The organism is Hyphomicrobium sp., assembly GCF_009026145.1.
GTDB lineage: Bacteria > Pseudomonadota > Alphaproteobacteria > Rhizobiales > Hyphomicrobiaceae > Hyphomicrobium_A.
This window is the reverse complement of the sequence record NZ_WBUE01000026.1, coordinates 1-25980: the sequence shown is the minus strand read 5'-3', so window position 1 is coordinate 25980 and position 25980 is coordinate 1. Positions and strand designations below refer to the sequence as shown.

General features: G+C 65.7%; 33 protein-coding genes. 20 read left to right on the top strand and 13 right to left on the bottom strand.

Annotated elements, in window-relative coordinates:
• Positions 1-107: 107 nt before the first annotated feature.
• From F9K20_RS16970 to F9K20_RS16960, 3 genes are read right to left on the bottom strand one after another with little or no spacing between them, the layout of a single operon-like run.
• Positions 108-383 (bottom strand): DUF5985 family protein, encoded by a 276-nt coding sequence (locus F9K20_RS16970; protein ID WP_291004528.1) that lies wholly within the window; start codon positions 381-383, stop codon positions 108-110.
• Positions 383-640: a DUF5985 family protein gene (locus F9K20_RS16965; protein WP_291004525.1), complete on the bottom strand. Its 258-nt coding sequence runs from the start codon at positions 638-640 to the stop codon at positions 383-385. Before F9K20_RS16965 ends, F9K20_RS16970 begins: the two co-directional genes overlap by 1 nt.
• Before the next feature lie 3 nt (positions 641-643).
• Entirely contained in the window at positions 644-1021 is a 378-nt protein-coding gene (locus F9K20_RS16960; RefSeq protein WP_291004522.1) for a hypothetical protein, read from the bottom strand.
• 197 nt (positions 1022-1218) lie between these two features.
• On the opposite strand from F9K20_RS16960, the gene F9K20_RS16955 reads away from it, so the two are divergent.
• Complete coding sequence (locus tag F9K20_RS16955; protein WP_291004519.1) at positions 1219-1602, top strand: DUF930 domain-containing protein; 384 nt, start codon at positions 1219-1221, stop codon at positions 1600-1602.
• Between the two features lie 87 nt (positions 1603-1689).
• Here the strand turns inward: F9K20_RS16955 and F9K20_RS16950 are convergent, their stop codons facing one another.
• A complete protein-coding gene (locus F9K20_RS16950; RefSeq protein ID WP_291004516.1) occupies positions 1690-1971 on the bottom strand; it encodes a PepSY domain-containing protein in 282 nt (93 codons plus the stop codon).
• A 146-nt stretch (positions 1972-2117) separates the two neighbouring features.
• Between F9K20_RS16950 and F9K20_RS16945 the strand changes: the two genes are divergently transcribed.
• From F9K20_RS16945 to F9K20_RS16915, 7 genes are all read left to right on the top strand, one after another.
• Entirely contained in the window at positions 2118-2426 is a 309-nt protein-coding gene (locus F9K20_RS16945) for a PepSY domain-containing protein (protein WP_291004513.1), read from the top strand.
• A complete protein-coding gene (locus F9K20_RS16940; protein ID WP_291004510.1) occupies positions 2426-3091 on the top strand; it encodes a response regulator transcription factor in 666 nt (221 codons plus the stop codon). The genes F9K20_RS16945 and F9K20_RS16940 overlap by 1 nt, the downstream gene beginning before the upstream one ends.
• A complete protein-coding gene (locus tag F9K20_RS16935; protein ID WP_291004507.1) occupies positions 3088-4464 on the top strand; it encodes a sensor histidine kinase KdpD in 1377 nt (458 codons plus the stop codon). The genes F9K20_RS16940 and F9K20_RS16935 overlap by 4 nt, the downstream gene beginning before the upstream one ends.
• A gap of 64 nt (positions 4465-4528) precedes the next feature.
• Positions 4529-4930 carry a thioredoxin family protein gene (locus F9K20_RS16930; RefSeq protein ID WP_291004504.1) on the top strand — a complete coding sequence of 134 codons (402 nt, stop codon included), beginning with the start codon at positions 4529-4531 and terminating at the stop codon, positions 4928-4930.
• A 10-nt stretch (positions 4931-4940) separates the two neighbouring features.
• A complete protein-coding gene (locus tag F9K20_RS16925) occupies positions 4941-5663 on the top strand; it encodes a cytochrome c biogenesis CcdA family protein (protein ID WP_291004501.1) in 723 nt (240 codons plus the stop codon).
• A 59-nt stretch (positions 5664-5722) separates the two neighbouring features.
• Positions 5723-6565 (top strand): cytochrome b/b6 domain-containing protein, encoded by an 843-nt coding sequence (locus F9K20_RS16920; RefSeq protein ID WP_291004498.1) that lies wholly within the window; start codon positions 5723-5725, stop codon positions 6563-6565.
• Positions 6555-7325 carry a molybdopterin-binding protein gene (locus F9K20_RS16915; protein ID WP_291004495.1) on the top strand — a complete coding sequence of 257 codons (771 nt, stop codon included), beginning with the start codon at positions 6555-6557 and terminating at the stop codon, positions 7323-7325. Before F9K20_RS16920 ends, F9K20_RS16915 begins: the two co-directional genes overlap by 11 nt.
• A 6-nt stretch (positions 7326-7331) precedes the next feature.
• Here the strand turns inward: F9K20_RS16915 and msrB are convergent, their stop codons facing one another.
• Positions 7332-7730 carry a peptide-methionine (R)-S-oxide reductase MsrB gene (msrB, locus tag F9K20_RS16910; protein WP_291004492.1) on the bottom strand — a complete coding sequence of 133 codons (399 nt, stop codon included), beginning with the start codon at positions 7728-7730 and terminating at the stop codon, positions 7332-7334.
• A 371-nt stretch (positions 7731-8101) separates the two neighbouring features.
• Positions 8102-8326, bottom strand: a complete 225-nt coding sequence (locus tag F9K20_RS16905) for a hypothetical protein (RefSeq protein WP_291004489.1) — start codon at positions 8324-8326, stop codon at positions 8102-8104.
• A 28-nt stretch (positions 8327-8354) separates the two neighbouring features.
• On the opposite strand from F9K20_RS16905, the gene exbB reads away from it, so the two are divergent.
• The 3 genes from exbB to F9K20_RS16890 are packed head-to-tail and all read left to right on the top strand — an operon-like array spanning position 8355 to position 10443.
• Positions 8355-9092: a tonB-system energizer ExbB gene (gene exbB, locus F9K20_RS16900; protein WP_291004486.1), complete on the top strand. Its 738-nt coding sequence runs from the start codon at positions 8355-8357 to the stop codon at positions 9090-9092.
• A gap of 2 nt (positions 9093-9094) precedes the next feature.
• Positions 9095-9628 (top strand): TonB system transport protein ExbD, encoded by a 534-nt coding sequence (exbD, locus tag F9K20_RS16895; protein ID WP_291004483.1) that lies wholly within the window; start codon positions 9095-9097, stop codon positions 9626-9628.
• Entirely contained in the window at positions 9625-10443 is an 819-nt protein-coding gene (locus F9K20_RS16890; RefSeq protein ID WP_291004480.1) for an energy transducer TonB, read from the top strand. Before exbD ends, F9K20_RS16890 begins: the two co-directional genes overlap by 4 nt.
• Before the next feature lie 48 nt (positions 10444-10491).
• Here the strand turns inward: F9K20_RS16890 and F9K20_RS16885 are convergent, their stop codons facing one another.
• Both F9K20_RS16885 and F9K20_RS16880 read right to left on the bottom strand, forming a co-directional pair.
• On the bottom strand, positions 10492-10929 hold the full coding sequence (locus F9K20_RS16885; RefSeq protein ID WP_291004478.1) for a DUF6691 family protein: 438 nt from the start codon (positions 10927-10929) through the stop codon (positions 10492-10494).
• A gap of 2 nt (positions 10930-10931) precedes the next feature.
• Entirely contained in the window at positions 10932-11366 is a 435-nt protein-coding gene (locus F9K20_RS16880; RefSeq protein WP_291004475.1) for a YeeE/YedE family protein, read from the bottom strand.
• 462 nt (positions 11367-11828) lie between these two features.
• Between F9K20_RS16880 and F9K20_RS16875 the strand changes: the two genes are divergently transcribed.
• Positions 11829-12059 (top strand): hypothetical protein, encoded by a 231-nt coding sequence (locus tag F9K20_RS16875; RefSeq protein ID WP_291004472.1) that lies wholly within the window; start codon positions 11829-11831, stop codon positions 12057-12059.
• Between the two features lie 231 nt (positions 12060-12290).
• Here the strand turns inward: F9K20_RS16875 and F9K20_RS16870 are convergent, their stop codons facing one another.
• Both F9K20_RS16870 and F9K20_RS16865 read right to left on the bottom strand, forming a co-directional pair.
• Positions 12291-12998 (bottom strand): phosphatidylcholine synthase, encoded by a 708-nt coding sequence (locus F9K20_RS16870; RefSeq protein WP_291004470.1) that lies wholly within the window; start codon positions 12996-12998, stop codon positions 12291-12293.
• A gap of 25 nt (positions 12999-13023) precedes the next feature.
• Positions 13024-13383, bottom strand: coding sequence for a hypothetical protein (locus F9K20_RS16865; protein ID WP_291004467.1), 360 nt, complete (start codon positions 13381-13383; stop codon positions 13024-13026).
• Between the two features lie 330 nt (positions 13384-13713).
• Here F9K20_RS16865 and F9K20_RS16860 point away from each other — a divergent pair, with 330 nt between their 5' ends.
• From F9K20_RS16860 to F9K20_RS16845, 4 genes are all read left to right on the top strand, one after another.
• Entirely contained in the window at positions 13714-14940 is a 1227-nt protein-coding gene (locus tag F9K20_RS16860) for a UbiH/UbiF family hydroxylase (protein ID WP_291004464.1), read from the top strand.
• 63 nt (positions 14941-15003) lie between these two features.
• Positions 15004-15918: a lipid A biosynthesis acyltransferase gene (locus F9K20_RS16855; RefSeq protein ID WP_291004460.1), complete on the top strand. Its 915-nt coding sequence runs from the start codon at positions 15004-15006 to the stop codon at positions 15916-15918.
• Positions 15919-16132: 214 nt separating this feature from the next.
• Positions 16133-16597: a helix-turn-helix domain-containing protein gene (locus tag F9K20_RS16850; protein WP_291004457.1), complete on the top strand. Its 465-nt coding sequence runs from the start codon at positions 16133-16135 to the stop codon at positions 16595-16597.
• Between the two features lie 142 nt (positions 16598-16739).
• The gene (locus F9K20_RS16845) at positions 16740-18149 is read left to right on the top strand and encodes a hypothetical protein (RefSeq protein WP_291004454.1); all 1410 of its coding nucleotides are present in this window, start codon (positions 16740-16742) and stop codon (positions 18147-18149) included.
• 63 nt (positions 18150-18212) lie between these two features.
• Here F9K20_RS16845 and F9K20_RS16840 read toward each other — a convergent pair whose 3' ends face one another.
• Entirely contained in the window at positions 18213-19163 is a 951-nt protein-coding gene (locus F9K20_RS16840; RefSeq protein WP_291004452.1) for a helix-turn-helix domain-containing protein, read from the bottom strand.
• 237 nt (positions 19164-19400) lie between these two features.
• Between F9K20_RS16840 and F9K20_RS16835 the strand changes: the two genes are divergently transcribed.
• Positions 19401-19757 carry a MarR family transcriptional regulator gene (locus F9K20_RS16835; RefSeq protein ID WP_291004449.1) on the top strand — a complete coding sequence of 119 codons (357 nt, stop codon included), beginning with the start codon at positions 19401-19403 and terminating at the stop codon, positions 19755-19757.
• Between the two features lie 122 nt (positions 19758-19879).
• Positions 19880-20935, top strand: coding sequence for a CoA ester lyase (locus tag F9K20_RS16830; protein WP_291004446.1), 1056 nt, complete (start codon positions 19880-19882; stop codon positions 20933-20935).
• Positions 20936-20953: 18 nt separating this feature from the next.
• Here F9K20_RS16830 and F9K20_RS16825 read toward each other — a convergent pair whose 3' ends face one another.
• Entirely contained in the window at positions 20954-22108 is a 1155-nt protein-coding gene (locus F9K20_RS16825; protein ID WP_291004443.1) for a hypothetical protein, read from the bottom strand.
• Between the two features lie 385 nt (positions 22109-22493).
• Here F9K20_RS16825 and hspQ point away from each other — a divergent pair, with 385 nt between their 5' ends.
• Complete coding sequence (gene hspQ / locus F9K20_RS16820; RefSeq protein WP_291004440.1) at positions 22494-22832, top strand: heat shock protein HspQ; 339 nt, start codon at positions 22494-22496, stop codon at positions 22830-22832.
• An 82-nt stretch (positions 22833-22914) separates the two neighbouring features.
• Here hspQ and F9K20_RS16815 read toward each other — a convergent pair whose 3' ends face one another.
• Complete coding sequence (locus tag F9K20_RS16815; RefSeq protein ID WP_291004437.1) at positions 22915-23793, bottom strand: invasion associated locus B family protein; 879 nt, start codon at positions 23791-23793, stop codon at positions 22915-22917.
• Positions 23794-24103: 310 nt separating this feature from the next.
• Between F9K20_RS16815 and F9K20_RS16810 the strand changes: the two genes are divergently transcribed.
• A complete protein-coding gene (locus F9K20_RS16810; protein WP_291004434.1) occupies positions 24104-25894 on the top strand; it encodes an extracellular solute-binding protein in 1791 nt (596 codons plus the stop codon).
• Positions 25895-25980: the final 86 nt, after the last annotated feature.

The window sequence follows — 25980 nt, the reverse complement described above, 5'->3', positions numbered from 1 at the left end:
TGTTTTCCTTCCTAACTGGCGACGGCCGAAGGTATCGGCCCCGATCGACGCGGTGCGCCGCGGTTGATCAAAGCAGAAGAACGACCGATCGCGCGAGGGAACCGGGATCAGCGTGAGCGGCGCGGGCGGTTCTTGTGCACGATGGCGGCGATGATCAGCCCGAACATCACGAGCCTCACGAGATAATAGAGCGGCTCGAGCTCGTCCGAGGGGTGGCTCAGCCCCAATGCAATTCGGGTAAGCGAATCGAGAGCGAATGCCGCCGCAAAGAAGAGAAAGAGGGGATCGTGCGTCTGCCACCAGAAGCGCATGAAGAACAGCGTTGCCACCAGCGAGGCCATGGCCACCGCACCCATCAGCATCGGATAGAGTTCGAGATCCATCACTCGGCATCCCAAATGAGGCCATACAGAAGTATGGTCATGGCGATCAGCGCAACCGACGTGCGCCACAGCGACAGGTCCATGTGCGGCACGATAATCTTGTCGGCAACCAGAATGAGATTGTTGAGCGTCAAGCCGACGAAGCACAACCCGCTCCACAACAGCAACCGATAGCCGCCCCTCCAGAAAGCTTGCAATAGAAGGTAAGCGCAGGTCGCGGCGGCGATGGCGCACAATGCGTAGATGAGAGGACCCATGTGTCATCGATCCTTTCGCAATTTGAATGCCGCGGCAAAGGCCCGAATACCGGACGGCCTGGAGTGCACCAGGTTGGTCACGGGAATGAGGTGCCGGGAATAGAGTGTGGCCAGACGCTCCACCATTTCGCGCTGGCCTGGCGGTTCGTCGTTGAACCGGTAGGTGCCATGATTACAGCCAGCGAGCCCGCTGTCGCATAGCCGGTCGAGAACCGCCTTTGCTTGCTCCTCGTCGATATAGAGCTGGGCGGCGACGCTGCTGGCCGTCCATTTCTCCTCGGACTTGTGCACGAGGAGAAGCAGCGCCTCGAGGTGGGCGATGGATTCGATATACGTGAGGATGAACTCGCGAACGTCGAGCGGAATCAGCTCATCGGCCATGCCGCCCCCAGGTGTATGCCGAATAGCCTGCTCACCGGCCCGGTGTCGCCCTCGATGTGTTGATGACCACCCGGCGTAACGCTGCGACCTATGGCCCGCCGGGTCAAGCCTCAAGTACGCCCGATTTTCCTCTCATCAGACATGTTGCGATAAAGAGTAAAAGCCCGGGAAGGGCGAAGCCAATTGGGGGGAAATCCATGCCACGCAGGTTCGGCCCGCTGGCGGTACTGTGCCTGTACCCGCTCGCGGTGCAGGCGGGCAGCATCGAGCGGCAACTTCAGAAGCTCGATCCGGAAGAGCGCGCGCACCAGGTTTGCATCATCAAGGGCATCGACACCATTCGGCGCGATGGCAAGCTGCCGAGGGCCGACCGCCTGACGACCAGCACCACCGCGCGCGCTACCTTCAGCGGCACGCAGGTGGCCGCCAAGGGCGGCGCTGTGCGCGCCAAGTCGCACTGGTACGCGCTGAAATTCAAATGCGACGTGAGCCCGGATCAGATGAAGGCGCTGACCTTCAGCTATGAGATCGGGGGCGAGATCCCGGAACACGAATGGGAAGATTTGGGCTTGTGGCGCTGACGCGCTTGGGGCTCTCTAGGCGACCCGCGCGTCGCGCTCGCCTGCCCGCCTTTCCCTCCGCGTCGGGAGGGAAAGGCGCCGCCGCACTCAGTCGTCGTAGCCGACCAGCAGCTCGCCGGTCGCCGGGTGCACGTATCCCTCGACGCGGACGCCGTTCTTGTCGACGAGCTCGACCTCGTAGGCACCGTCATCAGTCTCGATCTCGGTCACCTTGTAGCCGGCAGCCGTCAGCTTTTCGGTGATCTGCGTCGGGGTCAGCCACTGCTCGCGCGGCACATTAAGGCGTGCACCGGGAGGCGTGTCGGCCACGGCCGGTGCAAAGGCGGCAAAGGCCAGCGCCAATACCGGAGCTATGATGTAGGCTCGCATGGGTTGCATCTCCTTGCGGTTTGCGTCTGGGTTCGACCAGCGGGATCGCCGGGACGGGCGCACCATGCCCGGGGTGGCCTGACGCGGGTCTGACCCGGGTCGTCAGCGAGTTGTCAGCAATTGGCCTGCACATTGGAGACATGCCCATGCCTGCGTTTCTTCGCCGGCACTTGATCGCTGCCATGCTGGCGCTGGCAGCCGGCGACGCGCGCGCCGACGATGTCGGGCCAGAGGTGGCTCGGCAATTACTCAGCGAGGGCCGCATCCGCCCGCTGGCGGAGATTCTCGATGCCGTGAAGGCTGCCGTACCGGGCGAGATGGTGGAGGTCGAGCTGGAGCTCGACGACGGCACCTATGTGTACGAGGTCAAGCAGTTGCGCCCCGATGGCCGCGTGCAGGAAGTGAAGGCCGATGCGGCGACGGGCAAGATCTTGAAGATCGAGGACGATGACTAATGCGCCTCCTCATCGTCGAGGACGAGCCGCGGATCAGCGAGGCCATCAAGGCCGCTCTCGAAGCTGCCGGCTACACCTGCGACGTTACCGCTGATGGCGAGGATGCCTGGTTCCGCGGCGACACCGACGCTTACGATCTCGTAGTGCTCGACCTCGGGCTGCCGAAGCTGGACGGGCTCACGGTGCTGAAGCGCTGGCGCGCGGCCGGACGCAACATGCCGGTGCTGGTGCTGACGGCACGCGGCGCCTGGCCAGAGCGCGTCGAAGGCATCGACGCCGGCGCCGACGATTATCTGGCCAAGCCGTTCCGCTCCGAGGAGCTGTTGGCGCGCGTGCGCGCGTTGATACGCCGCGCGGCAGGGCACGCCAACGCGCTCATCACCGCGGGCGACCTCTCCCTCGACACGCGCCAGATGCGCATCTTCGTGGCCGGCGAGCCGGTGCAGGCTTCGCCGCTCGAATACCGCCTCGTCGCCTATCTCATGCATCACAAGGGCCGCGTGGTCCCGGCGCACGAGCTGATCGAGCATCTCTACGGTGACGATGACGCGCGTAACGCCAACGCGCTCGAGGCATTGATCATGCGCCTGCGCAAGAAGCTGGGCCCCGATGCCATCGAGACGCGTCGCGGCTTCGGCTATCTCGTTCCGGATGCCGCCCCATGAGCTTCGGCTCGCTGCGTTTGCGCTTGCTTGCCGGCGCCGCCGCCTTCGTCCTCGCTGCCCTGGCGCTTGCGGCCATCGGTCTCACGGCACTGTTCGAGCGACACGTCGAGCACTGGCTCGAAGGGGAGATGTCGAGCCATCTCGATCAACTCATGGCCGGCATCGACGCCGGCCCAGATGGACGGCTCGCGGTTCTGAAGCCGCCGAGCGACGCGCGCTTCGAGCGCCCCTTGTCGGGTCTTTACTGGCAGGTAGCGGTCGAGCCGAACGGACCAGTACTGCGCTCGCGCTCACTGTGGGACTTCACTGTCGCGCTACCGGCCGAGAGCCGGGTGGACGATGCGCTACACGCCTACGATGTCCCGGGACCTGACGAGCAGACGCTGCACCTAGTGCAGCGGCACATTACCCTCCCAGCGCGGCTCGGCGCGCATACGGCGCGCGTCGCCGTCGCCGTCGATCATGCGGACTTGACCGATGCGGTGCACGACTTCGCCGGCGCCCTATTGCCATTCCTGCTCGTGCTTGCCGTCCTGCTGACGGCCGCGGCGTGGGCGCAGGTGAGCCTGGGCCTGCGGCCGCTGACCGCGGTTAGGCGCAAGTTGGCCGCCATCGGCTCGGGGGAGTCTCGCCGCCTTGGCACCGGATTTCCCGACGAGGTGCTTCCCCTCGCCCGCGAGATCGACACCCTGCTCGATGCACGCGAGCGGCAGATCGAGAAAGCGCGGGCGCGCGCCGCCGATCTCGCCCACGGTCTGAAGACGCCGCTGCAGCTCTTGAGTGGCGACGCCGAGCGCTTGCGTGCCAAGGGCGACAGCGAGCTGGCCGAGGAGATCGAGGACATCGCCGCTACCATGCGACGGCACGTGGAGCGCGAGCTCGCTCGCGCGCGCAGCGCTGCCGATGCCGCGAACGCCAGCGCCGATGTCGCGACCATCGCGCAGCGCGTGGTGCGCGTCATCGAGCGCACGCCGGAGGGAAGTCGCCTCGCTTGGACGGTCGACGTCCCGGCAGGGCTCACGGCGCGTATCGATCCCGAAGATCTCACCGAGGCGCTCGGCAATCTCACCGAGAACGCAGCGCGGCATGCCAATTCCGCCGTCATCGTTACCGCGCGGGCCAAGGACGGCACCGTGGTTCTGTCCGTGATCGACGATGGCCCGGGCATCCCGGCGGCGCGGGCGCAGGAGGCGCTGCGGCGCGGCGGGCGGCTGGATTCCTCCGGCTCGGCGGGCCTGGGTCTGGCGATCGTCGGCGACATTGCGGAAGCCTGCGGGGCAACGCTGACGGTCGAAACCCCGCAGCGCGGCTGCCATATCTCGTTGCAGCTGCCCGCCTCCGGCCATCACAGACCTGGCCCCGGCCCCCTGTAACTTTCGCACCTGCGTCGGCGTATCAGTCGGTACCATCCCGCGCTCTCGCCTCGGAGGAAAAACTATGCGCGCCGCAAGTCTCACCAAAATTGCCGCCATCGTCGTTACGGCACTGATGTTCACCGCCGGGACGGGTTGGGCATTCGAGGAAAAGCCCTTCGACATGACGGCGTTCAAACAGGCGCAGAGCGAGGGCAAATCCATCCTGCTCGATGCCTTTGCCCCCTGGTGCCCGACTTGCAAAGCGCAGCAGAAAGTCCTCGGCGCTTTGAAGGATGACGCAAAGTACGCCGCGCTCGTGCTGTTCAAGATCGACTACGACAACCAGACCGATGCGCTGAAGACCTTCAACGTGCGGCAGCAGAGCACCCTGATCGCCTTCAAGGGTGACAAGGAAACCGGCCGCTCCGTCGGTGATACGCAAGCCTCCGCCATCGAGGCGTTGATCAACACCGCACTCAATTAGGCGCACGCTCATGCTTCTCGGCAGCGCTACCTTCGCCCTCCTCGCCGGCGTTCTCTCGACGTTGTCGCCGTGCGTTCTGCCGCTGCTTCCCATCGTCCTGGCGACGGCGGTGGGGGAGCATAGGCTCGGCCCGCTGGCGCTTGCGACGGGGCTCGCAATCTCGTTCGTCGCCGTCGGCATGTTCATCGCCACCATCGGCTATGGAATCGGGCTCGACGCGGGATTCTTCCGCACCTTCGCCGCCCTGCTGCTCATCGGCATCGGAGTGATCCTTCTGGTGCCGCAGCTGCAGACGCAATTTGCCACTGTCGCAGCCCCCATTGGCGGCTGGGCCGAGAGCAGCTTCGGCAGCTTCAGCACCGGCGGCCTGCACGGCCAGTTCGCGCTCGGGCTGCTGCTCGGCGCCGTCTGGAGCCCGTGCGTGGGTCCGACGCTGGGCGCCGCCTCGGTGCTCGCCTCCCAGGGCAAAGATCTCGGCCAGGTCTCGCTCGTCATGCTCGCCTTCGGTCTCGGCGCGGCGCTGCCGCTGCTGCTGCTCGGGCTGTTCTCGCGCGATACGATGCTGCGCTGGCGCGGCCGCCTTTCGGGGGCCGGCAAGGGCGGCAAGCTGGTGCTCGGCTCGCTGTTGATCGCGGTCGGATTGGCGATCGTCAGCGGCTTCGACAAGCGGCTGGAAACGGCGATCATCGACGCTTCGCCAGCGTGGCTCACAGAGATAACCACGCGCTATTGAACCGATAGCGCACGGGTGCCGGCAGGGGCGCTAGGATTGCGAGGAAAAGGTCACGCCCCATGGTCAGCTCAGCCGTCGTACCCCAGCCGGAAATCGTCTATCGCCATACGCTCGCGGTGCGCATCACGCATTGGGTGAACGCCTTCTGCCTATTGGTGCTGCTGCTCAGCGGTCTGCAGATCTTCAACGCCCATCCGACGCTGTACTTCGGCGACAAGTCCGATCCCGATCGCGCCGTGCTGAGCATGAAGGCCATCGAGCGCGACGACGGCAGCTATGCCGGCATCACCACCATCGGCTCGGCGAGGTTCGATACCACCGGCGTGCTCGGCCTGTCGCGCGACGCCAACGGCGAGCTCGAGTCGCGCGGCTTTCCTTACTGGATCACGCTGCCCTCCTACCGCGACCTCGCCACGGGACGGCGCTGGCACTTCTTCTTCGCCTGGCTGTTCGTGCTCAACGGCCTCGCCTACCTCATCTATGCCGCGTGGAGCGGGCACGTGCGCCGCGACCTCGCGCCGACGCGCTCGCAATTGCGCCACATCGGCCAATCGGTATGGGAGCACATCCGTTTCCGCTTCCCCAAGGGCGAGGAAGCGAAGAGCTACAACGTGCTGCAGAAGCTCGCCTACCTCGCCGTGATCTTCGGTCTCTTGCCACTCGTCGTGCTCACCGGGCTCACCATGTCGCCGGCGATGGATGCAGCCTTCCCGTTCCTGCTCGACATGTTCGGCGGCCGGCAATCGGCACGCACCATCCATTTCCTGTGTGCCGCGGGCATCACAGCCTTCGTCGTCGTGCACCTCGTCATGGTGGTGGCGACGGGCACTTGGAACAACATCCGTTCGATGATCACCGGCCGCTACGTGATCGAGCCGGAGGAGGCGCCGCATGGCAAATGAGCGCGGTTTGACTCGGCGTGGCTTTCTCATCCGTGGCGCGGCGGTCGGCGGCGCGGCGCTGCTCGGTGGCTGCGACCAGCTTTCGCAATCTCCCTCGTTCCGCGAGATGCTCTACAAGGCCGAGGGCGCCACGCAGCGCGTGCAGCGGCTCGTGCTCTCAGAGCGCTCGCTGGCGCGTGAGTACTCCGAGGCGGAGCTTTCGAAGCATTTCAAGGCCAACGGATCGACCAACGTCTCCGATCCCGCCTACCAGCAGGCGGCGCAGAACGGCTTTGCCGATTGGCGCCTCGAGATCGACGGTCTCGTCGCGCGCCCGACATCCTTGAGCTTGGATGAGTTGCGCAAGCTGCCCGCGCGCACGCAGATCACACGCCACGACTGCGTCGAGGGCTGGAGCGCCATCGGCAAGTGGACCGGCGCCCAGCTCGGGCCGCTGCTGCAAAGCGTCGGGCTGAAGCCCGAAGCGCGCTACCTCGTCTTCCATTGCACCGACACGCTCGGCCTCAGCGGCAAGTATTACGAGAGCATCGACCTCATCGACGCCTTCCATCCGCAGACCATCCTCGCCTACGACATGAACGGGGCGGCGCTACCCGTGCCGCACGGCGCGCCGCTCCGCCTGCGCGTCGAGCGCCAGCTCGGCTACAAGCACGCCAAGTACGTCGAGCGCATCGAGGCGGTATCGAGCTTCGCGATGCTGCGCGGCGGGCGCGGCGGCTTCTGGGAAGATCTCGGCTACGAGTGGTACGCCGGCATCTAGCCGCACTCAGTCTTTCTCTTCGAGATTGAGGCACACCGAGTTGATGCAGTAGCGCTTGCCGCTCTCCGTCGGGCCATCGTCGAACACGTGCCCCAGGTGCGAGCCGCAGCGCGCGCAGGTGATCTCGGTGCGCACCATGCCGTGCGAGGTGTCGGCGTGATGGGCGACGGCGCCGGGCAGTGCCTCGTCGAACGACGGCCAGCCCGTTCCGGAATCGAACTTTGCATCCGAGGCGAACAAAGGGTTGCCGCAGGCGGCGCAGGTAAAGGTGCCGTCCGCCTCGGTGTGCAGATATTCGCCGGTGAACGGCGGCTCGGTGCCCTTTTCGCGCAGCACGCGGTACTGCTCCGGCGTCAATTGCTTGCGCCAGCCCGCTTCATCCTTCGGCATCGGCTTCTCGCTCATGCGGACCAGATACCACGGCCGGCGTGGCCGCTAAAGCCATGCGCAGTGCGGTCCAGGCAAGGCTGTTGAAGTGGTGCCGCCTACTCTCGCCGTGGTTCAAAAGTAGAACGTTCGACGATGGCGCTCCCCCGCCATCCTTAGTTTGCATTGTCGCATTATTGACTTCAAACTTGACATGCAAAGTAAGGTATCTCCTATGGGGCTATAGGGTCGCAACATCCAGATCAGAAACTCGGCGCCATGGATCATCCTCTCTCGCGACTTTCGAATGCATCTAAACTAGCCGGCGCCGCGAGCGCGCTGATGCTTGTCAGCTTCGCACCGGCGTTGGCGCAGGACGCTGTGCAGTCGGCAGCGCCAGGCGCGACGCCTCAGGCGGCCGAGACGCCGAACCCGGCGGCAAGCACGCCGCCTCCAACCGCCGCCGCCTCGCCGTCCGCGACGACACCTGTCGTTTCGCCCACTGCGGCGAGCGCTGCACCGACGACCGCGGCGCAACCATCCACCACCCCCTCACCCGCGGCGTCGCCACCAGCCGCCCCCACCGGCGCACCCGCCGCCGCTCCCGGCGCAACCGAGGCGGCACACGACATCATTGCGCCCGATGCTCCCAGTGCGCCGACGATGCCAACCGCAATGCCGGCACCGGCGTCGCTGGTCAATGCCGAGAAGCTCCCGCGCGATCTGTCGCCGTGGAGCATGTTCATGCAGGCCGACATCGTCGTGAAGTCGGTGATGATCGGCCTCATCTTCGCCTCGATCGTCACCTGGACCGTCTGGCTGGCCAAGAGCATCGAGCTCGCCGCCGCCAGGCGCCGGATGCGCACGGCGCTGAAGAAGCTCGGCGCCGCCAACTCGATCAACGAGGCGGTGAGCCTCGTCGATGCCAAGCGCGGCGCGGTACCGGCCATGCTGCGCGCCGCCATCGCCGAGACGCGCGCATCCTGGGACGTCGCCGACAAGTATGCCATCAAGGAACGCGTAGCGGCGCGCCTGGAGCGGATCGAGTTTGCCGCTGGCCGCGACATCAACCGCGGCACCGGCGTCCTGGCCACCATCGGCTCGACGGCGCCGTTTGTGGGGCTGTTCGGCACCGTATGGGGCATCATGAACAGCTTCATCGGCATCTCCGAAGCGCAGACCACCAACCTTGCGATCGTTGCTCCGGGCATTGCCGAGGCGCTGCTCGCCACCGCCTTCGGCCTCGTCGCCGCTATCCCAGCGGTGATGATCTACAATCATTTCGCGCGTGCCATCGGCAGCTACAAAGCGCTCGTCGGCGATGCCTCCGTCGCCGTTCTGTGTCTTGTGTCGCGCGATTTCGATCGCGGCGTGCGCCCTGAGCTGAGAGCGGCGGAGTAGCCATGGCGGGACGGCTGCAGGACGACGACATCTCGGAAACGCACGAGATCAACGTCACGCCGTTCATCGACGTGATGCTGGTGCTGCTCATCATCTTCATGGTGGTGGCGCCGCTATCGACCGTCGACGTGCCGGTCGAGCTCCCCGTCTCGGCCGCGCAGCCGGCCGCCAAGCCCGACAAGCCGCTCTACGTCACGCTCAAAGCGGATCTCTCGCTGGCCGTCGGCAACGACATGGTGCTGTGGAGCGGGCTCGGCCCGGCGCTCGACGCACAGACGAGCGGCGACCGCAACAAGCGTCTGTTCCTGCGCGCCGACAAGGCGGTGCCGTACGGCGAGCTGATGCGCCTCATGGATACGCTGCGCGCCGCCGGATACCTCAAGGTTGCGCTGGTCGGCCTCGAGGGCCCGCCGGTTCCGGATGCACCGTCTGCGGCCACGGGTGCCACGCCATCGTCGCCGCCGAGCGCTGCTCCGCCGTCATCATCCGCCTCGCCCAGCGAAGTAGCTCAACCCTCGCCGACTCCCTCGCCATGATCCCGCATCTGGACTTCCTCGAGGGTTCTGCAGCGCGCTTGCGCCGCTGGCTGTTGGCCGCCTTCCTGATGGTGTCGCTGCACGCCGTCGCCGGCGCCCTTACGCTCGCCCATTGGCCCGAGGAGGAGGCCAGCGAGGAGGAAGCCGGCGCATTCATGGTCGAGCTGGCGCCGGTGCCGGTGGCGCCGCCAGCAGAGAAGCTCAACGTCGCCATTGGCATGCGCTCCGAGGAGGCCGCGCCGTCGGTCGCGCCCACCGAGGAGGTGAAGGAGAAGTCCGAGATCGAGACCCCGAAGGTCGAGGAGGCTCCGCTCGCCCCGGATCCGGAGCTCGTCGTGGAAAAGCAGAAGCCGGTCGAGGAGGTCGACGACGAGAAGGCCGAGGAGGACCCGCGCCCGGAGCAGAAGGCGACCCCGCAGGTTTCCGCCGCTGCGCAGGAGACGGCGGCTCCTCCGCCGGTCGAAGCGCCGCCGGCCGAGAAGCCGGCAGCCCCCAAGCAGGGCCTTTCAACCAAGCCCTCGGAGGCGGTGCTGAGCTGGTACAAATCGCTGTCGCTGCACCTCAACAAGCACAAGAAGTATCCGCACGAGGCACGCAAGAAGGGTCACGAGGGCACCGCCAACGTGTCGTTCACGCTCGACCGTTCCGGCAAGGTGATCAGCGCGCAGCTCGACAAAGGCTCCGGCTACGATCTCCTCGACAAGGAGGCGATCGAGGTCCTCAATCGCGCCAGTCCGTTTCCGCCGCCTCCGTCGGACGTGCCCAACCTGACCATCAACCTGACGCAGCCCATCCAGTTCCGCATCAAGCGCTGACGCTCACCGCCGCCCACCACATATTCGGTTTCCTGCTAAGGGCGCGAACTAGCTGCCGTCTTGAACGGGAACAATGCGCGTGCGCAGCAGGCGAACCATGATGATGCCGGCGAGCATCGCGGGAACGAAGACCAGCGTCCCCGGAGCGAGCAGCGGGATCGACACGAGGGCGGGTCCCGGGCAAAAGCCTGTCAGTCCCCAACCAACGCCAAAGATTGCGGCCCCGAGCACCAACGGGCGGTCGATCGCCGAGGTGCCGGCCGGCAATCTGAACTGCGGCGCCAGCAGCGGCGCCGGGCGCCGCCAGGCGATGCGATAGCCTAGGAATGTCGTCGCCACCGCACCCGCCATGGCGAAAGCAAGGCTCGGGTCCCAGGAGCCGAACAGGTCGAGGAAGTTCTGCACCTTGGCCGGGTCGACGAGGCCGGAGATCAGCAGGCCGAGACCGAACAGCAGACCGGCGACGACATTGACGATCACTCCCATGCCTAGCCTCCGATCATGTGGCGCACGACGAATACGGTGGCAAAGCCTGTGGTCATGAAGACCGCCGTCGCGGCCAGCGATAGCGGCGAGAGACGCGACAGGCCGCAGACGCCGTGGCCGCTGGTGCAGCCGCCGCCGTAGGCGGCGCCGAAACCTACGAGCAAACCACCGACAAGCATCAACGGGAGATTGTCAGAGACCGTTTGTGTCACCGCCATGCCGGCGGCGGCGTACATCAGCGGCGCGGCGATGAGCCCGGCGACAAATGCTGCCGCGTGCACCGGCTGGTCCCCGTCATAGGGCAGCAGCAGACGCCCGACGATCCCGCTGATGCCGGCGATGCGGCCGTGAAACAGCATGAGCATAACGGCCGAGGCGCCGATGAGAACGCCGCCGAGCGTCGACGCGACGGGCGTGAATTCCGTGGGCACCGGCAAAGCAATCCTCCCTCCATCGGCGCTGCGACACGATGCCCGTCAGCGGTCGCGCGGCCATCACCCGCGAGCGTAGCGGTCCGTGCGCGGCAAGTCGATGCACGACCGTCACCCCTCATAAGATTTGCAGGTCTTGCTATTTGACGATCGTCGCGCGAGCCCCCATCTATGCACGCGTCGGCTCGCGCCGGCCGCGGTGATTTGCAGAGCAAGGTTGCGCCGCGAAACCAAACGCTAAGGTGCTGTGTTTGTAGGCACGGCATCGGCTCCAAGGAGAACCAACATGGCAAGCGTCGTGTATTCGATGATCCAGCGCCCCCCGCACCAGCGCGGATCGATGAGCCACTCCTGTTGCATGTGCTGTTGAAGCGCGGCTGAGCGGCGCTGGCCGCCGCCGCACCGATAACAAATGTCATCGAAGCAACATAAGGGAACGCCGGGTACCCACCGGCGCAAGGTGAGCTCATGTCTTCACAAGCCTACATCATCGAGATCGGCAGCGACGCCGTCGGCATCGTCGTGCGCGAGGCGGGCGAATCCGCATTCCAGTTCCATTCGGCGTTGAGTGCCTTCCGCGCCCTCGACGGCAAGAAGTTCGCCACCGCACAGGCGGCGCAGAAAGCCGCGCTCGACCACGACGCCAAGCTGCCCCGCCTAGCCGGCCGCGCCGCGCAACCGGAGCTGGAGTTCGTATGATGTGAGGGCGCCGCGGCCCCGCGCCTGATGGCTGCAGGCATTGGCAGCTAAGCGCCCCATCTGCTCCCCTAGCGAGAGCCGCCCCCGCGCAGTTCGTGCACGCTGCGCGGGGGCCATTCGTCTGTATCGCCTTGATTCAGCGCGCTGCCAGCTTGGCGGCGATCTGCGCCATGTGCCGACCCTGGAAGCCGGCATGGGACGCCTTCCGGCTAGCGCAGAAGGCTTGACGCCTCAATCGCCTGGACGGGCGCGGAAGGTTAGCTCCACGGTCATGCCCGCGAAATAAAGCGCCGCCACGACGAGGACGACTTGGCACCAGAGCGGTGGCGGAAAGCCGTGCCAGACGGAGGCGACGGCGGCAACGGACCATGCCACCGTCATCGCCAGGGTGACGCCCCTCATGCGCGCTACCCGCACCGGATGCACCCAGTGCATCGGCACGAAGGTGAGCAGCACCAAGGCGATCAACACCGGATAGGTGATCAACGCCGGTGGCGTCAGGGCAAAAGCGTAAAAGGCCACGATGTTCCAAAGCGTGGGAAAGCCGACGAAGCTCGAATCCTCGGCTTTGCTGGCGAGATCGGAGAAGTGATAGAGCGACGAAATGAGGATCAGCGCCGCGACGATCACGCCGCTGGTGCCCGACAGAAATCCGCCGCGCAAAAGCGCCAAGGCAGGGACGAAGACGTAGGTTATGTAATCGACCACGAGATCGAGGCGCTCGCCGGAGAAGCGCGGCAGGCGCTCCTCGACGCGCGCCATGCGCGCAAACGTGCCGTCGATGGCGTCGATGACGAGCGCGGCGCCCAGCCACGCGAACATGCGCTCCCAGGCGCCATCGAATGCAGCGAGTGCGGCCAGCAGCCCGCAGACGGCGCCGAGCGCCGTGAACAGGTGAACGCTGGCCGCGACAAGGTCGGAGAATCGAAGGGGAAGCACCGGGATCCCCTCCACGTGCCGAAGATCAGAAGCGATGCTTGACCGAGCCGCGCACCGTCAAGTCGTCTTCGGGGTTGGGCACCGCCTCGGGCTGACCCGCCGGTTGATTCTCGGCGGCGCCGTAGAGCAGCTCGAGGCCGAAGTCCATTTTCGGCAGCACGCCCAGCTTGCCGAGCCCCGGGATGCGGATCTCGGTCCCCGCCTCGGGTTTGGCCGCGGTTTCATCGCTCAATGCGGCCTTGTCGCCCGATGCGGCCTCGGCAGGCGCCGGGGCGGCGTCGGCGGGCGGCGGGGTGCTGCCCTTCTGTTCCTGGAACGCGAACGCGCCGTGGCCGGCAACAAGTGCCGCTACCAACGCCAGCGCTACTACGTACCGGCTCCTCATCTCAAAAACCCCGCAAGGTCATGTTCTGCCCCCGAAGCGAAAATGCTGTCTCGGACCTATCATGACAAGGATGTTTTAGGCGCGGTTAAGCCCTAGTAAACAATTGTCCCAAGGGGTGTGATCTAACTGCCATGTGGCCGTTCGGCATCAACAATAGGCCCTTCCACTCTGATCACTATTTACCCCCGTTTTGCCCAGGGCGAACCGGAGATTCGCCGCAAACTGGCCGCCGCGGATCGAGGGCGGCGCTTGGCCGCCATGGACACCCGGCGCATCGACATCCGATGATGGCGCCGTGCGAAGGTCAAGGCTCTCCTGGGCAGTGGCGGGATGAATGACGGCCGTTCATATGACGTCGGCGTCGTCGGCACCGGTCCGGCCGGCCTGGCCGCCGCTCTGGCGCTCGCGCGCCCGGGTCTGCGCGTGGCCGCCATCGGCCCGGCACCGAGCAGCCGGGATACGCGCACAGCCGCTCTTTTCGCCGGCTCGGTCACCCTGCTCGAGAACCTCGGCGTCGGCGATGTCTGCCGCTCGGCCGGCGAGGCGATCTACGGCATCCGCATCATCGACGACATGGGGGCGCTGCTGCGCGCACCCGAGGTGACCTTCACCGCCGCCGAGGCCGGGCTGGAGCGCTTCGGCTACAATGTTCCCAACGCAGCCCTCGTCGAGGCCCTGCGCATACGCGCGGGCGAGGTTCCCACCCTGACGCTGATCGACGCGAGTGTCGCCGAGGTCATCCCTGGACCGGAGGAGGCCGAGGTGCATCTCGGCGATGGGCGCCGGCTCACCGTGCGGCTCGTCGTCGGCGCCGACGGCCGCCAGTCGCTGTGCCGCCGGGCGGCGGGCATTGCCGCGCGGACCTGGGCCTACGAGCAGAGTGCCCTGACGTGCACCTTCACGCACCAGCGGCCGCACGGCGGAATCTCGACGGAGTTCCACCGGCCGGCCGGCCCATTCACCGTCGTTCCCTCGCCTGGGCGGTCCTCCAGCCTCGTGTGGGTCGAGCGCCCGGACGTTGCGGCACGTCTGGCGAGCCTCGAGGAGGCTGCGTTCCGCTCGGCGCTCGAGGAGCGGCTGCAAGGCCTGCTCGGCGCGGTCGAGACAATCGGACCGCGCGGCGTCTTCCCGCTGTCGGGTCTCTCGGCCGACGTTGCCGGCCGCAACCGCATCGCTCTCGTTGGCGAGGCCGTGCACGTGATCCCGCCCATCGGCGCCCAGGGCCTCAACCTCGGCTTGCGCGATGCCGCCTGTATTGCCGACTGCGTCGCGGACGCCCTCGCCGCCGGCGGCGATATCGGCGCGCCGGGCGTAATCGAGGCTTACGGGCGCATGCGACATGCGGACATCGCCTCGCGCATCTGGACCATCGACCTGCTCAACCGCAGCCTCTTATCAAGCGCCCCGCCGGTACAGGCGCTGCGCGGACTGGGGCTGCATATCCTCAAGACCTTGGGCCCGGTGCGTCGGATGGCCATTCGCGAGGGCCTCGGGCCATCGTTCATCACCCCGCGCCTGATGCAAGCCCCCGTAGAAGGTCACGGCACCAGCCCTTGACGAAGCGTGTCGGCCTGGGCAAGACCCCCTTACCCCGCAGAACACTCGAGATGCCGCCGGCCGATGAAGACCAAAGATCGCCTTCGCGACCTGCAATATCGCTTCGAGTACGCAGTGCTGCGGCTCGTCGCCGGTTTCTTCCGCGCCCTGCCGCTCAATGTCGCTACCGCCGCGTCGGCGTATTGCTGGCGCCGCCTTGCACCGCTGATCAACCCCAGGCGGCACCAGCGCGCCCTGGCCAATCTCGCCATCGCCTTCCCGGAGAAGAGCGAGCAGGAGCGGCAGGCGATCGCGCTGGCGCACTGGGAGAACCTCGGTCGCGTCATGGTCGAGACGATGCGCATCGACCGCTTCCTAAAAGAACCCGAGCGCATCGACATCGTCAGCCAGAACATCTTCTCGCGTTACAAGGACAAGCTCGGCCCGGCGGTCGGCGTCAGCTTGCATATGGGCAACTGGGAGCTGGCGATCCTCCCGTTCACATGGGCGGGTGCCAACCCGGCGGCGGTCTACCGCTCGGTGACCAACCCCTACGTCGACCAGTACCTGCGCGACCAGCGCAAGGATCTTTATCCCGACGGTCTGTTCGGGCGCGGCAACGTGGGCGATCACGGCGATGATCAAAGAACCGCGCGCGCCATCATGGACTTCGTGCGCCGCGGCGGCCGCCTCGGCCTCGTCTGCGATCTCTACGACCGCACCGGGATGCCGGTCCCGTTCTTCGGCAAGGATGCGAAGACGCAGGCCATCGGCGCCATGATCGCCCGGCGCGTCGGCGCCCGCATCTGGCTGTCGCGCTGCAAGCGCATCGGCACGCAAAGTCGCTTCGAGATCGAGCTCAAGGAGTTGCGCGTGCCGCGCACCGCCAACCAGGCGGAGGATATCCGCTGGACCATGGTGCACATGCAGAAGCAGTTCGAGGCGTGGATCCGCGAGGCGCCCGAGCAGTGGATGTGGAGCAACCGGCGCTGGAGCTAGCGCCGGGCGCGATTCACCTTGATGATGACGAGGCACGCGTGGACGATCGGCTGAGAGCACTGACCGATTCCACACGCATTGTAGGCCTGGGCCGACACGGCAGGTCGGAAGTTACCACGGCCGCGACAAGCACGGGGCGCCGACCTCGCAGCTCACGGCGTGCGCCGTACGGCCCACGAACGGCTTGGGAGGTCTGCTCTCCGACTATTTGCGAATGCTGCCGTCGTACGTCGCGATGCTGCAGCCGGCCGAGGCGGAGCGCATCGGCGAGCAGTTGCTCGACCTGGTGGCGCTGGCTCTGGCGGCGCAGGGCAGACGCGAGGAAAGCCCCGCCCTGTCGGCCGCACGCGCCGTCGCCCTGCTGCAGTTGCGCTCGGCGATCGAAGCCCGGCTCGATGACCCCTCGCTCGATCCCGAGACCGCCGCCGCCGCGGCCGGCATCAGCGTGCGCTACGCCAATGCGATCCTGGCCGAGCAGGGAATGTCGCTACAGCGCCTGATCGTGGCTCGTCGCCTCGAGCGTTGCCGGCTCGATCTCGAGAATCCGCAGCGAGCGCATCTCACGGTCAGTGAGATTGCATACGGCTGGGGCTTCTCGGATACCTCGCACTTCAATCGGCGCTTCAAGGCCGCCTTTGGATGCACGCCGAGCGAATGCCGCCGACGCTCTCACGATTGAGAGGGCGTGCGCACCCTTGTGGATCTGGTTGCGACAGAGCGGGTCGGTTATCCCCAGTCAACACCGCCTAATCCCAGAACGCCAATTGACACATCGCGGCATCGATCATCCGCTTGTCAGAGGCTAGACACGGGAGACCGCGATGGGCGCGCCAACCGAAACGAAGCCGTCGAGCGTGCTGCAGGCGTGGCGCAGCGAGTTGCGCACGAGGCTGCGTTACCCGCGCCTGCGCTTCGTGCCGCGCCAATGGCGGCCGCTCCGCTACGTGCTGTCCATCGGAGGTATGGGCGCCACGCTCGTCCTCTTGGCGGTCGCCTATCTCGGCTATGATCTTGCCATAGCCAGACTGTCACCGTGCGAGGCGATCTTCCGCGAGACCAGCGTTGGATTGTCGACGCGCATCAGTTTTCTCAGGACGGAGGGCGAGCTGCAGATCGGCCGCGAGCAGCTCATCGAGCTCGACGAGCGCGCGCAGATGACAGCGCTCAACCTCAAAACCTGCTGCACAGTCCTGGATGCAGGGCGACTTGATCCCGAGCAGTTCCTGCAATGCAAGGGCAGCGCGCGCACCTATCAGGCGAGGCTCGAAGACATCGCCGACCTGGTACGACAAGCCGTCAAGGAGGGCATAACCACCGGCACCGTCGCGGCGCAAGCCGCCACACATCCCGACGATCCACGAATCAAATCGAAGATCGAGGGCGAGATCGCGGCGGCAAAGGACGTCTCCCGCGACTTCAACCGCGTGGTCGTCAACGTCCGCAGGGCGCAGGGGCTGGAAACTCTGAAGGCGACTCCACCGCGGCACGTGACCATAAGGGCGCAGGAGAGCGAGCCCAACGACGACGGGCTCGCCACCAACGCGATTGAGCTCGGAACCTGGGTCACGGGCGCCATCCAGACGCCGAAGGACGCCGACTATTTCACTTTCACTACGCCCGAGACGCACCGCGACTGGATACGCATCGAGTTGCAGAACCGCTCCGCGACACTCGAGCCCCGGCTTGAGCTGTTCGATGCGGAAAAGACCAGCCTCGGCGAGGTGCACAAGACGACGCAAGGCGCCGACCTCGCCTACGCGTTCGTCGCCGAGCCTGCCCGCACCTATTTTGCGCGTGCGAGCAACTACTACGGCCAAAGCGTCGGCGTTTATCTCATGCGCGTCGCCGCGACGAAGGCCTACGACGCGCATGAGCCCAACGACGACATTCTCTCCGCCAAGCAGATCAATGTCGGCGATGCGGTCGCCGCCGGCGTCATGGATAGAAGTGACATCGACTACTTCAAGTTCACCTCGGGTGATGGAGAAGGCGCGATCCTCGCAAGGGTAGAGAACCGATCGACCACGCTGCAGCCGGAAGTCGCCGTCTACGACGACAGCAAAGCCCTCATGGGCAGCGGTCACAACACGACCGCGGGCGGCGACACGAGCTTCAGCTTCAGGGTCCGGCCGCGCACAACCTACTATGTGCGCGTGCGCGACTACTACACAGGCGCGGCGGGCAACTATTCACTGACCGTGAGCCTGTCACCGCCGCCCGAAAACGGGTGACGGAAGCCAATAGCGTTGTACGAGCGTTATGCGCCTTCGTCCCTCGGCGCGAACGGTGCGGCGTCAGCTGCCGCCCGGCGCTAGCGCCCGCCGCCGGCAATCGCTCGGTGTCATGCCGAAGGCGGATCGGAACCGGCGCGTGAAGTGCGACAGATCCGAGAACCCCCAGCCGAAGGCGATCTCGCCGATCATGCGGTGCGCCTGCAGCGGGTCCTCGAGGGCGCGGCGGCAACGCTCGAGGCGCCGATGCAGGATGTAGCGCTCGACGGAGAAATTCTCCCTGGAGAGAAGGTCGTTGGCGTAACGCACGCTGATGCCCGCCGCGTCGGCTGCATCCGCCGGCTTAAGGCTCGGGTCGGAGAGGCGCGCCTCGATCGCCGACTTCAGGCGCAACAGCGCGGTGCTACGAGGCGTCGAGCCGATCGAAGCTCCCTCGCCCGTGGCAAAGGCTAAGGCAATGAGATCGAGGGCGTGCCCCGCCAGGCGCCCCCGCACGGCCGGCTCAACCGCATGCACCCGCGACGTCAGCGTGGCGAGAAACTCCGCCGCCACTGCCGCCGTAGGCAGACTTGTCGACAGGGTCCGCGTTGCAGCCGCGTTGTCTATGCGCGCCAGCACCAGCCGGCGAGGAATGGTGACGAAGATCGATGCCGTCTGTTCGAGAAAGTCGACCTTCATCGGGCGACCAGCGTCCTGCAGCAGCAGGGTGCCTGGCTCGACGACAACCTCGCGATCGGCCTGCGAGAAGGTCGAGCGTCCCGCCAGCCGGATGCACAGTATCAGGTCGTCGATACCGTCGTGCGCAATATCGCGTCGGGTGCGCGTCACCTCGCAAGGCCCGCAATCGCACCGGGAAAGGAGCAGCGGGTCGAGCTGGTCTGTACTGAGGTGGCCAACAAAGTTGGCGGGCTTGGCGCTGAACCCGTGGTCGAAGTAAGCCTTCGACGCGACATCGACCCAGTAAGGGATGCGGTCGCGCTGCGGCAAAGCCTCGGTGGAAAATGCGATGGTCATCGATCCCCCATCCCCCGGCAGAGGTGCCCGCACGGTCAACCGATTGTGCCGCCTCGGTCAAGCGCGAGCGGCTGTTCTTCAGTTTAATCAGTTTACCGAGCTTCAGGGATGGGCATAAGCGTTCCCGCCCCCGGCAGCTCAACCGCAATGCAAGCTTAGGTTGTCCAAGTGAGCGCCTCGACCTTACATCTCCTCCACCGTGTCCATCAGTGCGCCGGAGAACTCTTCCAGTCGCACATGAATGGCCTCGATGTGACCACGACCCAGTACGCTGTGCTGGTGGCGGCGGCCGAACGTGACGGCCTCAGTCAGCAGGATATCATCAACGCCACCGGCATCGACCGTTCGACGGTTTCGCAGGTCGTGCAGTTGCTCATCCGCAAGGGCCTGTTGAAGCGACGCCGCACGCGTCACGATGCGCGCGCCTACGCCATCTCGCTGACCGACGCGGGGCGCCGCGTGCTGGAGGCTTCCGAGCCGATCGTCGGGCGCATCGAGGAAGCCCTCGTCGAGGCACTGCCGGCGACCCGGGCCAAGGCGTTCATCGCCAACCTGCGCACCATTGTCGCCGCCTTCGAGCCCGCGAAGACCTAACGTCTCCGAACAGCCAGCGACGGTCGACCTGCTCCGCCAGGCTTTGCCGCTGCGCGCCGCGTTGACTCGCGCTCGCGGGCCAATAATGTGCGCCGCACCGCAACATTGGGAGCCCGACGCCGATGGCCGCCAGCCGCACGCCCGCCAAGTTCTACTCTCCACTTGCCATCGGCGCGCCCGAGCCTTACCGCGCGCTGCCCGTGCGGCTCGAGCGCATGATCCACTTCGTGCCGCCGCACAACGAGAAGATCCGCTCCAAAATCAAGGACATCGCCGGCCAGGTCGATGTCGTGCTGGGCAACCTCGAGGATGCCATCCCGGCCGATCAAAAGGAGGCCGCGCGTGCCGGCTTCATCGCCATGGCGCGCGAGAACGATTTCGGCACCACCGGTCTGTGGACGCGCATCAACTGCCTCAACAGCCCGTGGATGCTGGATGACGTGCGAGAGATCGTCGCCGCCGCCGGCGACAAGCTGGACGTCATCATGCTGCCCAAGGTCGAAGGCCCATGGGACATCCACTACCTCGACCAGCTCCTGGCCCAGCTCGAAGCCAAGCATCAGGTCAAGAAACCCATCCTCATTCACGCCATCCTGGAGACGGCGGAAGGGGTCAACAATGTCGAGGCCATCGCGGCGGCCTCCCCGCGCATGCACGGGATGAGCCTCGGCCCCGCCGACCTTGCCGCCTCGCGCGGGATGAAGACGACGCGCGTCGGCGGCGGCCATCCCGACTACGGCGTGCTGGCCGACTCCAGCGGCGAGAGCGGATCGCGCCGCCCATTTTTTCAGCAGGATCTCTGGCACTACACGGTCGGCAAGATGGTCGACGCCTGCCTCGCCTACGGATTAAAGCCGTTCTACGGGCCGTTCGGCGACTTCTCCGACCCGGCCGCCTGCGAGGCGCAGTTCCGCAACGCCTTTCTGCAGGGTTGTCTGGGGGCCTGGTCGCTGCACCCCACGCAGATCGACATCGCCAAGCGCGTTTTCTCCCCCGACGACAAGGAGGTCGCCCTCGCCAAGCGCATCCTCGAAGCCATGCCGGACGGCACCGGCGCGGTCATGATCGACGGCAAGATGCAGGACGATGCGACCTGGAAGCAGGCTAAGGTGATCGTCGATCTCGCCCGCCTCGTCGCCGCCAAGGACCCGGAGAAGGCCGCCGCCTACGGTCTCTAGCCCAAGCGCAAGCGCTGTTCAGCCTCCCGCGCCGAACCCTTGCACGAATGCCGCTGCGCGCCCTGAAATTGCCGTGGCAAGCGCACGCTCTGCAAGACCGGAAAGCATCCCGATGAGCAGAGCCACCGATCCAGTGCTCTGAAAGGAAGCCGAGTTTGTCTTCAATAGACCAACCTCGATATTTATGGCGTTTGTCCAGAAAAGCAGACAGGCCATCATCGTCAGCGCCACGACGAAGATGATGCGCAAGGGAGGGTCGAGTGATTGCTCCTCCAGCATCACCAGCTGATCAAACGACAGCTGCACCCGGCGTACAGAGAAGGAGAGCCAGGTACCGACTGCAGCTCCCGCACCGGCCAGCAAGAAGGATTTGTGGATCCACCACCAATTGTTCGTGATGCCACCGGAAACGATCCACACCCAGATCCCCGTAAATATCAGCGTCGCGAGGGCGGCCCATATCCCCAACGACACCACGTAGGTATTCTTGATCCGACTGGCTTCGCGCGTGACGACCTCATTCTTGAATTCGTCCAGCGCCAGCTTGGCCAAGTTGGTGTGATTTCCCTCCAATCCTATCTCGGCAATACCCGCAAGCTTGCCGGTGTATTCCTCGAGCCGGCGCATTGCGCCCACACGCTCTGTGGGGTCCCTGGCAGGTTTTTCCCACAGCCAACTGGGCCACACCGCCGCCCGCTCTCCAGCGCGGCGAATACAGACGGCGCTGACGACGTTGGAGGCGGCGTTGATCTGCGTGAAGAGGGCTTCCTTTTCGGGTGGGACGACCGCGCCGGGAAGCTCTCTGACCTTGATGCTGAGATTGACGTTGTAGGCTGCGTCCGCGCCGCTGCCCTTCTCTATCTTGACGGCAAATAGGCGGTTATCTGACGGCGTACCGGAGCGCGCACCCCCGACCTTGAGGGACAAGGAAAGGGCCGCCGATTTGCGTTCCTGTTGCCGTGCCGCGCGATCGCTCGGCGACAGGCCAGCTGTCTTGTCCCTCTCCTCGCCCGCCGCCAGAGAGTCAATCTCAGCATTCAGCCAGTCGACGCGCTTTTGTTCATCAGAGGTTGGCGCATAGCCAGGCTCGGGCTCAACTCTGAAGTCACCTTCAAAGCGGGGCTGCTGTGGCCTGACGATACTCAGTCCCTTGGGAAATTCCTCAACTGACATCTCAAAATGCTGCCGTACTTGAAAGAATCGGCACCCCCAAGGTTCAGGCTCAAGGCTGGAAAAAAGGCATCTTCAAACGGCTTGAAATAGGTCCGGAAGCCCCCTCAAAGAACGGGCCATCGGGCGCGCCATTTGCGTGTCCCAATAAATACCCCGGTCGACCATGTGGCAAGGCAGTACACCTCAGCGACCTGGAAGCAGGCTAAGGTGATGGTCGACCTCGGCCGCCTCGTCGCGCCAAGGACCCGGGGAAGGCCGCCGCCTACGGTCTCTAAGGCGCCTGCGCGGTCGGAATGCCGCAGTTCGTGAACCGAGTTGCCGTGACCCGATTGACAGCCGCCTCGCGCTCCCCTCGAATAAAAGCAGGACGAGACGGACGCGCGCGATGGGTACGGTGAGGCAGGCAAAGGCGAAGTACGCAGTGGGGCAGGTCGTCCGCCACCGCTTCTACCCGTTCCGCGGCGTCGTCTTCGATATCGACCCGGAGTTCGACAACACCGAGGAATGGTGGCTGTCGATCCCCGAGGAGATTCGCCCCCACAAGGAGCAGCCCTACTACCATCTGCTCGCCGAGAACGCCGAGACCGAATACATCGCCTACGTCTCCGAGCAGAACTTGCTACCCGACGAGACGGGCCAGCCGCTGCGCCACCCGCAGCTCAGCGAGCTGTTCGCCGAGGACGAGAACGGCGGCTACCGGGCCTTGTTCCTGCAATCGCACTGACGCCCGACCCGGCGAGACATAAGAAAACCGCCCGGTTTGCGGACCGGGCGGCTTACGTTGTCGAGGCGTCGGTGACGCGCGCTTACTTCTTCGCGGCGGGCGCGGCGGCCTTGGCTGCCGGCGCGGTCGCGTCAGAGCCCGGAGGTGGCGGCGGCAGGTTCTTCATCTGCTCGGCCTTGTACTTCTCCAGCGCTGCCTGCTGACGCTCGCGGATCTGCGCCATGAGCTGACCGCGCGCCTTGGCGTATTCCTTGTTGTCGACCGGCTTGCCGGTGAAGGCCTCGGTGAAGCCGTCGAGCGGCACCGGGAAGCCGATGGGCTGTGCACCGGCGTTCATGGCGATAACCATGATGCCGCCGCCCGTCTTCATCTGCTCGAGAATCTCGGCCGTCGCCTCGACCTCGGCCGTGCAGCCGGCGGCGTGGCACAGCGAGTACTTGAGCGAAACGGGCTTCAGCGTCTTCTCGTCGATCTTCTCGTTCTTGGCGGCCTGGGCCCACTGCTCCTTGGTGTAGACCGCGGCGCGCAATCCGGGAGGCAGCGCCATGCCGAGCGGCACCATGACCATCATGCTCTTCTTGTCGGCCCCTTCGACCTCGCGGATGGCCGCCGACACCATGACCATGCCCGTGTTGCCATCGAGGCGCTCATGGTGCGTCAGGCAGATGTTCTTCTCATCCTTGACGTCCTTGCCGTCCTTGTCCTTGTGGGTGAACGGAGCCTTCTCGCACAGCTTCACCCACGCGCTCTTCTTATCGGCCGCAGCGGCATCAGTCTTGGCTGCCGGCGCGCCGGCAGCGGGAGCCTTTGCAGCCGGAGCGGCGGGTGCCTTCGCTGCCGGGTCCTGCGCAAGTGCTGGTGTGCCGGTGATCATGGCGGCCAGCCCGAGAGCGGCGCACACGGCCGCGACCCCGCGGGCGCTCCGCCCCTTGTCCAGGAGGTGCGCAACGTTATCTGTCATGGAATACAAACCTTTCTTAGAGAGCTGGTCCGCCCAGCTCACCCCTCGGCGGGCGAGCACGAATTGCCCACCCCTCATGACGCCCCTCGGCGCTCATCGATGCGGCAGTAAGGCCCGGATTGCGGCAATCCCGTGGCCGTCGAAATGACGCGCGGGCAATCCCGTTATCGATTCCACACATCGTGGCAAAGCCGCCACGCTAGCCGTTGCGAATGGCTTGCCATGGTCACGATGGTCGAACCAATAAGCTGTGATAATAGGGCGTGAATTGCTCTCGCGCCGCAAAAGCCGGCAGGCCACCGGAGCCCGAATGCTGCCAAGGCTGATCGTCGCCTTTCTCGCCCCGTTGCTGGCTTTAGTGCCTGCAAATGCCGAGCCGGTGCACGGCATCGCCCTTTACGGTACACCGAAGCAGCCGCCGGGCTTTGCCCACTTTTCCTACGTCGATTCGCACGCCCCGAAAGGGGGGCGCCTCGTCCTCGGCGCCTTCGGCTCCTTCGACAGTCTCAACCCGCTGATCGTCAAGGGCGTCGCCGCCAACGGCATCCGCGACTTCACCATCGAGAGCCTGATGGCGCGCGGCCTCGATGAGCCGTTCACGCTGTACGGGCTGATCGCCGAGAGCGTCGAGGTGCCTGCGGACCGCTCATCGATCACCTTCCATCTCAACCCCAAGGCGCGCTTTTCTGACGGCGCGCCCATCACCGCCGACGATGTGTTGTTCTCCTTCGAGCTCCTGAAGGCGAAAGGGCGCCCCAACCACCGCACCTATTTCGCCAAGGTGGCGAAGGCGGAACGGCTGTCCGAGCACGATGTGCGCTTCACGTTCGATGCCTCGGGCGACCGCGAGATTCCACTTATCCTCGGCCTCCTGCCGGTGCTGCCCAAGCACGCCATCAACCCCGACCGTTTCGAGAATACGACGCTCGCGCCTCCGGTGGGCTCCGGCCCCTACAAGGTCGGCAAGCTCGACGCCGGCCGCTCCATCACCTTCGTGCGCGATCCGAACTATTGGGGCCGCGATCTCGCCGTGAACCGCGGCCGCTTCAACTTCGATGAGATCCGCTTCGACTACTTTCGCGAGGGCTCGGTGATGTTCGACGCCTTCAAGGCGGGGCAGATCGACCTGTGGCCGGAAGAGGACCCGCGCCGCTGGGCCAACGGCTACGACTTTGCCGCCATCCGCGACGGGCGCGCGGTGAAGCGCGAGTTCGACATCGGGCTTCCCGCCGGCATGACGGCGCTGGTGTTCAACACGCGCCGGCCTGTGTTCGCCGATGCGCGCGTGCGCGAGGCCCTCATCTACCTGTTCGATTTCGAGTGGATCAACCGCACCCTCTACGCCGGGCTCTACAAACGCACGCAAAGCTATTTCGAGCGCTCGATCCTCGCCTCCGCGGGGCACCCGGCGGATGCGCACGAGCGCGCGCTCCTGGCGCCGTTCCCCGGTGCGGTGAAGCCGGCGTTCATGGATGGCACCTATCGCTTTCCCTCCACCGATGGGTCGGGGCGCAGCCGCGAGAACCAGGAGAAGGCGTTTCGGCTGCTGCAGCAGGGAGGCTACGAGCTCCGCAGCGGTCGCCTCATTGAAGCTAAGAACGGCCGTCAGCTGGAGTTCGAGATCCTCGCCGCCTCGACCGCGCAGGAAGGGCTCTTGCTGTCGTTCGCGCGCGACGTGGAACGCCTCGGCATCAAGGTTAAGGTGCGCGTCGTCGATGGGGCGCAGTACCAGGCGCGCCTGACCGACTACGACTACGACATGATCCAGAACACGTGGACGTCCTCGTTGTCGCCGGGCAACGAGCAGCTGTTCCGCTGGTCGACCGAGGCGGCGAAGATGCCCGGCACCTATAACTTCGCCGGCGTCGAGAACCCGGCCGCCGACGCGATGATCCAGGCGTTGCTGGCAGCCAAGAGCGAGGAGGACTTCGTCTCCGCCGTGCACGCGCTCGACCGCGTGCTGTTGTCGGGCGACTACGTCGTTCCGCTGTTCTTCATCCCCAAGCAGTGGGTCGCCTACTGGACGCGGCTGCAGCATCCGGAGAAAACGCCGCTGTTCGGCTACAACGTCGATAGCTGGTGGGCGGCAGACGCGAAATGACCGATTTCGCATCAACAGCGACGCTCGAGCTGTGGAGCTAGGAGATCCTGCTTGAAGCGCTACTCTACCGGCGTTCCCCCCACCCC